Source organism: Mycobacterium sp. (assembly GCF_032159765.1).
Taxonomy (GTDB): Bacteria; Actinomycetota; Actinomycetes; order Mycobacteriales; family Mycobacteriaceae; genus Mycobacterium.
Genome location: NZ_JAVHWM010000116.1, coordinates 22,775 through 29,500 on the forward strand (window position 1 = coordinate 22,775; position 6,726 = coordinate 29,500).

A 6,726-nucleotide genomic window follows, 5' to 3' on the forward strand; every position below is an offset into this window, starting at 1 on the left:
GCGTTCACATGCGCTCCGGAGCGGTGACGCCGAGAATGCCCAGCCCGTTTGCGATGACCTGCCGTGTCGCCTGGCACAGCGCCAGTCGCGCGGTATGCAGCTCGTTAGGCGGTTCGTCGCCTTGGGGTAATACCCGGCAGGTGTCGTAGAACCGGTGGTAGTCGCCGGCGAGGTCCTCGAGGTAGCGATTGACACGATGCGGTTCGCGCTGGGCCGCAGCGGTTTTCAGGACACGAGGGAATTCGCCGATGTTGCGGATCAACGTGCCCTCACGGTCGTGAGTGAGCAGATCGAGGTGACCGGTGTCGGCGATGAGCCCGAGTTCCGCGGCGTTGCGGGCGATCGCGGAGAGCCGCGCGTGCGCGTATTGCACGTAGTAGACCGGGTTTTCGTTCGAGGCCGATGACCACAGCGCGAGATCGATGTCGATCGGTGTGTCGACGGAGCTCCGAGTCAGGCTGTAGCGGGCCGCGTCGACACCGATCGCGTCGACGAGGTCGTCGAGCGTGATGACGGTGCCCGCGCGCTTGCTCATCCGCATCGGTTGTCCGTCGCGGACGAGATTGACCATCTGTCCGATCAGCACTTCGACGGTGGCGGGGTCTTCGCCGAGGGAGGCGGCGACGGCCTTGAGCCGGGCGATGTATCCGTGATGGTCGGCGCCGAGCATGTAGATGCACAGATCGAATCCGCGCTGACGCTTGTCCAAGTAGTAGGCGATGTCGCCGGCAATGTAGGCGGGCTGGCCGTCGCTCTTGATGACGACGCGGTCTTTGTCGTCGCCAAACTCGGTGGTGCGCAACCAGGTTGCGCCGTCCTTCTCGTAGATGGCGCCGGTCTTGCGGAGTTGAGCGATCGCCTGGTCAACGCGGCCGCTGGTGTGCATCGAGTCTTCGTGGGTGTAGACGTCGAAGTCGGTGCCGAAGTTGTGCAGCGACTGCTTGATGTGGTCGAACATCAGGTCCACGCCGATGGACCGGAAGGTCTCGTGCTGCTGCGCCGGCGGCTGCTGGAGCACGTCTGGAGCCTTCGCGAGTACTTGAGCGGCGATGTCGGTGATGTAGTCACCTGCGTAGCCATCGTCGGGGGTGGGCTCGCCTTGCGCCGCGGCGATGAGCGAGCGGGTGAACCGGTCGATCTGCACGCCATGGTCGTTGAAGTAGTACTCGCGGGTGACGACGGCGCCCTGGCTGGACAGCAGCCGGCCCAACGCGTCGCCGACGGCCGCCCAGCGGGTGCCGCCGATGTGAATGGGCCCGGTGGGGTTGGCGGAGACGAACTCGAGGTTGATGTTGTGCCCGCTGAGCGCCTCGGAGTGGCCGTAATTGGGGCCGGCGTCGATGACGTTGTTGATGATGACGCCCTGGGCGGACGCGGCGATGCGGAGATTGACGAAGCCGGGCCCGGCGACGTCGGCTGAGGCGATGCCGTCGGTGTTCTTGAGTGCGTCGGCCAGCCAGCCGGCGAATTCGCGGGGGTTGACGCCGACCTTCTTGCCGAGCTGAAGAGCGAGGTTGGTGGCGTAGTCGCCGTGTTCGGGGTTTCGGGGGCGCTCAACAGTGACCGCCTCGGGGAGAGCCGCCGTATCGAGGCCGTGCTCAGCCAGCACCGCGGCGGCGGTGGCCTTGAGCAGCTCGGCGAGGTCGGCGGGGGTCACGAGCGTCCATCCTATGTTTCCGCCCGTATCCAGCCGAATTCATTCCCGGGGGCCTTGCGTTCGGCCGTCGTTGTGTCGCCGAATGTCACGTTACGTAGGCGCGCTCTCGCACTTTTCCTACGTAACGTCACGTTCGGCGCGTGCGGCCGGGCGTTCGCGGCGATGCGCTAGTCTGGGCGGGCCCATCGGCGCAGCAATTTCCGCGTGCGCCCCCGTAGCTCAGGGGATAGAGCGTCTGCCTCCGGAGCAGAAGGCCGCAGGTTCGAATCCTGCCGGGGGCACCATCTGACCAGCGCAGATGCAAACCCGTGCAAGATTCGTGCAACAAGGGCATCGGCGTGGCTCCGAACCGATTGGAGTCACCACCATGACCACTACAACCACCCCCGACGTTCCGTTGCCTGACGGGGCCGAGCCGGACAACTGGTGGGAAGACGACCCCCAGGACTTCCGGGTGATCTACGGGGTTTCGCGCGGCGTCGATGGTCACGAATTGATCGTGCAGACGTCGGCGCTGCAATACCGGGATGGCAGCATCAACACCAGCGACGACCCCCCGCGAGTATCGCTGGACGTTCACTACGACAGCGGGCTCAGCAGCGTCCAGGCCCGGGAGCTGGCTTCGGTGCTGATCGAAGCGGCCGACGAGGTCGACGGGTGGGCCGGCAACGCGACCGCTGTAAACCGATACCCGGTCGATTCGGCCACTCGCACGTGCTGCGGTGGTATCGGTGGGCACACCCAGGAATGCCCCGTTGAGGATCGAACGACGGACCAGCTCGGCGACACTCACCGCCGGATACGCAACATCCTCGACCGCTTTCCCGCAACGAGCTGGAACCTAGCCGAGTCAGAGATCGTCTTGGCCGCTCTCGGACAGATCGTGCGGGGCCGCCCCGAAGGCGAACGGCTTGGGGTCGCGAAATGAGCCGCCGCATCATCATCGAGACCGCCGAACGCGACGCCAAGCTCTACAAAAGCAACGGCCAGCTACTGCTGTACATCGCAAAGGTGGTCGTGAACAGCGACACCGTGACGATGACCCCGCTCCGGGGGATCACCGAGAGCGATATCAGCGGCATCGTCACGGACCTCCGTCAAAGATTGCTTGCGGGCGATGAGTTGCTGTCGCCGAGGTGGGCCGAAGGACCGGACGGATGGTTCACCAGCCACGTTTCTGCCCGCGTAGACGTCGACGGCGCAATCGCGCAGATACTCGACGAGGCCGCTGACACGGTTGACCGGTGACCAACTCATGACCACCGATACCGATCCAGCACTGACCGACCTAAAGGAGCGCATCAACACCGCACTCGACTGCCCACCGGCGACCATGGACGCGACGGCGCACCATAATCTGTGGGCGGTCCGCGGGATGATGCACGACATCGACCCAGATGCGGATTTATCCGCTGCCGAGATCCTTGCAATCTGGGCGGTACTGGCCCCGGTCCATGACCGAGTCCTCGCCCGCAGCCGCCCGGCTGTAGACGCGTCGCGGGACCAGTGCCCGGTTGGCCCTCCAACGCTGCGCGTCATCCGGGGATAGACGCCACGTCACCCCCGTCGGCCCGTCATCCTCCGGGGTGACGGGCCGAGTTCTGTCTCAGCACGGTCCCGCGTCAAGCAAAGGCGGGCGACCCTGCGGAGTACCTGGCAAATCGTTGCTGATTTATTCGTCCTTAACTTCGGTGCGGCGGTCCTGTGATAGGCCTGCGGTTAGCACCACCTACGGGGATGGACGGCCAAAAATGGCGATGCCATGTTCAACCAGACGACAGTCGATCCCAGCGGAGGAACGCTGAGTCGTGGCGACCTGTCCGAACGGCCACGAGAACCCCGAAGGTCCCAAGTTCTGCGGAGAGTGCGGAGCCGCAATCGTGGCCCCACCATCGCCCGTCACGACCACGCAGCCATCCGTCATGACCAAGGGCGATCCGTCTGGTCAACGCAAACTCGTGCTGGTTCTAGCTGGGCTGGGCCTACTCGCCATTGCCGTCGCGGTTGCGGCCTTCGGTGTGTATACGACGCCAGCACTAATAGCTGCTGTCGTGGTCGATTGGGTGTTGATAATCATTGGCGTGACGATCGTGGTCCGGTCGGATCAGTCTGTCGCACGAAAATTCGCGTTCGGTATCGCTTGCTTCCTCGCAGTGTTCGCGGTGAATTTTTTGGTGGGCGGCGCCTTCGTTGCCCTCATTCACAAAGGGTCCTCACCGTCCTCACCGTCCGCCCACTCCGCGTCCTACCAAGCGGGCTATCAGTTCGGCTTGACGGTTGCACACCCCGACCTGGTAGTCGTAGACCAAGTCTGCGGAACCGCCTTCATATACGCGAAGGTCCCCGACCAGAACGATTACATGCAAGGTTGCGCCGACGGTATTCACGCACCCCGGTAGACCAACTTCCCCGCTGTACCGGCCACGGCTCTTGTTGCGACGCAGTACGGTTCAAGCGATGTACGAAGGTCAGCTCGTCCGGGCCACCGACGGCAGGTGGATGACCAAGCCCCCGAGCCGCTGTCCCAACGGCCACTCGCTGGGTCCGAACCAAGTTCTGGTAGGTCACGTCGCCTGCCTCGGTCACGGCGGCGGGCACACACCTGGCATTGCCGAAGCTGCGACGCCGTGGCGTATGGACCACCGCCAGGTCCGCACTGCACAGCATTGAACGGGCCTGCAACGGTCCGCACCGTCTAACCCTGGCCCGTCATCCTCCTGGGTGGCGGCCCGACGTAGGTGCCTTGTCACCGTTGCCGCCACCACGCAAGGGTTATTGCGGCCAGCACCGCAATGTAGAAGCCGAGAATAATCACACTGCCGGTGATGGCCTCCGGGTGCGAATACACGAGCAGACTTGCCAAAACGACGCCCTCCCGCTTGCTGACTCCTTGCGATGACTTGCGATAGCTCTACTGCCAGAGGGGCGCTCCAGCGAAGCTATGTCGTCACTGCTGACCCTCCGGGACAGGATGCAAACAACCGAAAACAATTGGGGGAGAACAATCGAGCGCTCGGCGTAACATGGGCGTAACATGGCATTTAGGCATCCAATCTAAGGAGTGCCGCCATGAGAATTAGATTCAACTACCTCAAAATCACACCGCTACTTGTGGCGGGAGCCGCCGCGGCAGCAATCGCCGCCGCACCGACCGCGTCAAGTCAGCCGGCCTGCGTCACCGCGGCAGGCGCAGTTCAATGCCAGACACCCACTTCTGGCGGTTACACCACCGGCGGCTGCACTACCCCGTACGGCACCTACCAGAACTGCGCGGAACAGCGACGGTGATGGCTGGCCGACTGTCGTTGATGGACACTACGGTTCGGGGATGTACGAGGGTCAGCTAATCCGGTCTGCCCTGTCGGTGCCCGCGGATAGATTCCGCGCTCATGAGCAACGCAGCGCATGGGCCTCCATTCCCGGCAACAAATTCCGCGAGGTCGCGCGGACGACACAGAACCCGACCACCAAGCTCCTCGCCGACGGGCTGACCGTGCTAACAGAAGCCCTCAGAGAGTTAGACGCCAAACTTGAGAAAGTCGAACAGCAGGTGCGATCGTGAGATCCTGCTGCACAGCCGAGACGAAACTCACCTGGCCAGGGTGATTGTTTCTGTCGGTGGTGGGGTGCAAGCTATACATGCGGTAGTTGGTTGACGTGGGGTGTGGTAACTACACGGAACATCGCGAAGGGGTCCTGGATTCGTCCGGGGCCCCGCGGTTCAGCTAAGAACACGCCGACCGGCGCATTGGCAGACGCGCAGAAGAAGCACAAGCTCCGCCGCAAGTCCGCCCTGGCGGGACTGCCGAAGAAAGCTGACACGTCACGGTGCGGCCCGGCTCGGCAGCGGGCTAAAACCCTTGGGCCACACCGTCGCTGCGTCATAGAACACACCGGACATGTTGGCAGTGGTGAGGTTTGCGCCAGTCAGATTGGCGTGACTGAGGTTTGCTCCAGTGAGGTCGGCATCGGTAAGGTCGGCGCCCGTGAGGTTGGCCCCGGGCTGGTTGGCATCATTGACGACCCTGTCGACGCCGAAGTAGGCGCCGCGCAGGTTGGTCCGGCTTAGGTTGGCGTTGCGGAGATTGCCCCGAGTGAAGTCGCCACGGCTCAGATCGCTTGCGATCAGGAAGGCGTCGGCGAGATCGGTGTAGGCAAAGTCCGCACCGGCAAGTTGGAGTCCCACGAGGTGCTGGCCCTCGAGGTCGAGGACCGAGAACGGCCGAGCCCGGTTCGGGTCGGGCGACGACGCGTCGCGGACGAAGCGTAGGTTTTCAAGCTGATCGCGGTGACGGTTCTGATTGGCGTTGTCAATACCTTCTCGCTGGGCCCGATCATCGTCGACCATCTTCTGGCCCAGAATGGAGCCGGCCGCCACGATCACAGCGACGACCAGCGCGGTGAACACGTCGCGCATCCACCAGTTCGGGTCTCTGAGCACCTCGCGGAAGCCCTCCAGCTTGATTTTCTTTCCTGGCGCAGTCACTCGTTCATGGTGCGGCACAACGAGGAGGTCGCCAAATTGGAATTCTGGAGCCTGGGGTTCCAGGTGGCGGCCATCGCGTTGCTCGCGACGTCAGTCGGGATGGAATTGCACGGCCGGTTCTAGGGGAGGATTGCTGGGGTGGGCGCGAATGACAGGAAGATCGAACGGTTATAGGACCAGAGGGCGCTTGGGCGCGGATCAACGCCGCCAGAGAAGCAGAAGAACGCGCATTCCGTCCGGCCCCGACAATGGAGGCCCTTGCGCTGAGGATCATCGGCGGATTCCAAAACCTGCTCGGCGAGGTCAGTTTCACCCGATTCAACTCCGCCGGCCACGCCGCCGGCCCGCTTGATCGCGACGATCCGCCAAAGGCAATGCGGCTACTCGCAGATGACTCCCGCGTTCGCTGGCCGCACGATGCCTGGGCGAAGGCTTACACCCGGGGTCTGCTGCAGCGATAGGTGACACCTGAGATCGCTTGCCCGGAGTGGGCGGGCTGGAAGGATGTCACCATGGCAAGGCCCTATCCCCGTGAGTTTCGCGATGACGTTGTGCGCGTCGCCCGCAACCGCGAAGACGGCGT

The 6,726-nt window shown here is 63.6% G+C and carries 9 protein-coding genes and 1 tRNA gene; 8 read left to right on the plus strand and 2 right to left on the minus strand.

Features of this window, described 5'->3' with window-relative positions:
* Nucleotides 1-4: 4 nt before the first annotated feature.
* Nucleotides 5-1,657, minus strand: coding sequence for an arginine--tRNA ligase (argS, locus tag QOH60_RS13090; protein WP_526420904.1), 1,653 nt, complete (start codon nucleotides 1,655-1,657; stop codon nucleotides 5-7).
* A gap of 208 nt (nucleotides 1,658-1,865) precedes the next feature.
* Between argS and QOH60_RS13095 the strand changes: the two genes are divergently transcribed.
* The 7 genes from QOH60_RS13095 (at nucleotide 1,866) to QOH60_RS13125 (ending at nucleotide 5,219) form a co-directional block, all read left to right on the plus strand.
* Nucleotides 1,866-1,941, plus strand: a tRNA-Arg gene (locus tag QOH60_RS13095).
* 83 nt (nucleotides 1,942-2,024) lie between these two features.
* Nucleotides 2,025-2,585 carry a hypothetical protein gene (locus tag QOH60_RS13100; protein ID WP_526420906.1) on the plus strand — a complete coding sequence of 187 codons (561 nt, stop codon included), beginning with the start codon at nucleotides 2,025-2,027 and terminating at the stop codon, nucleotides 2,583-2,585.
* On the plus strand, nucleotides 2,582-2,905 hold the full coding sequence (locus QOH60_RS13105; protein ID WP_526420908.1) for a hypothetical protein: 324 nt from the start codon (nucleotides 2,582-2,584) through the stop codon (nucleotides 2,903-2,905). The genes QOH60_RS13100 and QOH60_RS13105 overlap by 4 nt, the downstream gene beginning before the upstream one ends.
* A 7-nt stretch (nucleotides 2,906-2,912) precedes the next feature.
* A complete protein-coding gene (locus QOH60_RS13110; RefSeq protein WP_526420910.1) occupies nucleotides 2,913-3,206 on the plus strand; it encodes a hypothetical protein in 294 nt (97 codons plus the stop codon).
* 373 nt (nucleotides 3,207-3,579) lie between these two features.
* The gene (locus tag QOH60_RS13115; protein ID WP_526420912.1) at nucleotides 3,580-4,056 is read left to right on the plus strand and encodes a hypothetical protein; all 477 of its coding nucleotides are present in this window, start codon (nucleotides 3,580-3,582) and stop codon (nucleotides 4,054-4,056) included.
* A 670-nt stretch (nucleotides 4,057-4,726) separates the two neighbouring features.
* Nucleotides 4,727-4,945: a hypothetical protein gene (locus QOH60_RS13120; protein WP_526420914.1), complete on the plus strand. Its 219-nt coding sequence runs from the start codon at nucleotides 4,727-4,729 to the stop codon at nucleotides 4,943-4,945.
* A gap of 40 nt (nucleotides 4,946-4,985) precedes the next feature.
* Nucleotides 4,986-5,219: a hypothetical protein gene (locus QOH60_RS13125; protein WP_526420916.1), complete on the plus strand. Its 234-nt coding sequence runs from the start codon at nucleotides 4,986-4,988 to the stop codon at nucleotides 5,217-5,219.
* Nucleotides 5,220-5,480: 261 nt separating this feature from the next.
* Here QOH60_RS13125 and QOH60_RS13130 read toward each other — a convergent pair whose 3' ends face one another.
* Nucleotides 5,481-6,143, minus strand: coding sequence for a pentapeptide repeat-containing protein (locus tag QOH60_RS13130; protein WP_526420918.1), 663 nt, complete (start codon nucleotides 6,141-6,143; stop codon nucleotides 5,481-5,483).
* 248 nt (nucleotides 6,144-6,391) lie between these two features.
* Here QOH60_RS13130 and QOH60_RS13135 point away from each other — a divergent pair, with 248 nt between their 5' ends.
* A complete protein-coding gene (locus QOH60_RS13135) occupies nucleotides 6,392-6,604 on the plus strand; it encodes a hypothetical protein (protein WP_526420920.1) in 213 nt (70 codons plus the stop codon).
* The last annotated feature ends 122 nt before the right edge of the window (nucleotides 6,605-6,726 follow it).

Coding starts and splice junctions, on each gene's coding strand:
- QOH60_RS13135 (WP_526420920.1), top strand. CDS start 6,392: ATGGAGGCCCTTGCGCTGAGGATCATCGGCGGATTCCAAAACCTGCTC.
- QOH60_RS13115 (WP_526420912.1), top strand. CDS start 3,580: ATGACCAAGGGCGATCCGTCTGGTCAACGCAAACTCGTGCTGGTTCTA.
- QOH60_RS13125 (WP_526420916.1), top strand. CDS start 4,986: ATGTACGAGGGTCAGCTAATCCGGTCTGCCCTGTCGGTGCCCGCGGAT.
- QOH60_RS13110 (WP_526420910.1), top strand. CDS start 2,913: ATGACCACCGATACCGATCCAGCACTGACCGACCTAAAGGAGCGCATC.
- QOH60_RS13120 (WP_526420914.1), top strand. CDS start 4,727: ATGAGAATTAGATTCAACTACCTCAAAATCACACCGCTACTTGTGGCG.
- QOH60_RS13100 (WP_526420906.1), top strand. CDS start 2,025: ATGACCACTACAACCACCCCCGACGTTCCGTTGCCTGACGGGGCCGAG.
- QOH60_RS13105 (WP_526420908.1), top strand. CDS start 2,582: ATGAGCCGCCGCATCATCATCGAGACCGCCGAACGCGACGCCAAGCTC.